The sequence below is a fragment of the Pseudomonas sp. EL_65y_Pfl2_R96 genome (assembly GCF_963970905.1).
Lineage (GTDB): Bacteria > Pseudomonadota > Gammaproteobacteria > Pseudomonadales > Pseudomonadaceae > Aquipseudomonas.
In genome coordinates, this window is the sequence record NZ_CAXAQH010000129.1 from 1 (window position 1) to 689 (window position 689).

The following is a 689-nucleotide window of genomic DNA, read 5'->3' on the forward strand; positions in this document are numbered from 1 at the left end:
CAACCAGATAAAACCAATCAGGATAAAGTACGATAGGATTTGCAATATGGCGGTGGCAGGCCTGCCAAGGTAAAACCGGTGGGCGCTAATCCAACCAAGAAAAAACCAAAGCAGATATGCGACACCGGTGCTTGGCCCATCATTGGCTACGCGCTGCTCAACCAGCGAAAGCTCTGAAATTGTCAGCGCCATATCATCTCCCCCATTGTACCAACTGAGGCTATCTCCGAAGAGGTTGAGGCGCAAACTATTTGATCGGGGAACTCCGCCCAAAAAAAGCGTCCGGGAAGAACCCGGACGCCCAAAAAAAACACGAACTCTGGATTATGCCGCTTGCGCCGCGCCTTTGTCCTCGACCGCAACCAGCGGGGTGCCGGTCTTGATCGCGATCGTCTTGGGCTTCATCGCCTCGGGCACTTCGCGGACCAGGTCGATGGTGAGCAGGCCGTCGTTGAGCCGGGCGTCTTCGACCCGCACGAAATCGGCGAGTTCGAAACGACGCTCAAAGCTGCGATTGGCAATGCCGATGTGGAGGAACGAGGAGGATGCGGCCTCTTTCTCATCCTTGCGGCCCTTCACTTGCAACAGATTCTGCTGCGCGGTGATCTCGATCTCATCGCGGCCAAAGCCTGCCACCGCCAGCGTGATGCGATAGCGGTCGCCATCGAGGCGTTCGAGGTTGAAGGGCG

General features: G+C 56.9%; 2 protein-coding genes. Both read right to left on the reverse strand.

Annotated features, from left to right (window positions below; genetic code table 11):
* The coding region (locus AACY49_RS29810; protein ID WP_339527778.1) for a TM2 domain-containing protein at positions 1-192 on the reverse strand (192 nt) is incomplete at its 3' end.
* Positions 193-324: 132 nt separating this feature from the next.
* Positions 325-689 (reverse strand): Hsp20 family protein (locus tag AACY49_RS29815; protein ID WP_339527780.1); only part of this gene is annotated, 365 nt, incomplete at its 5' end.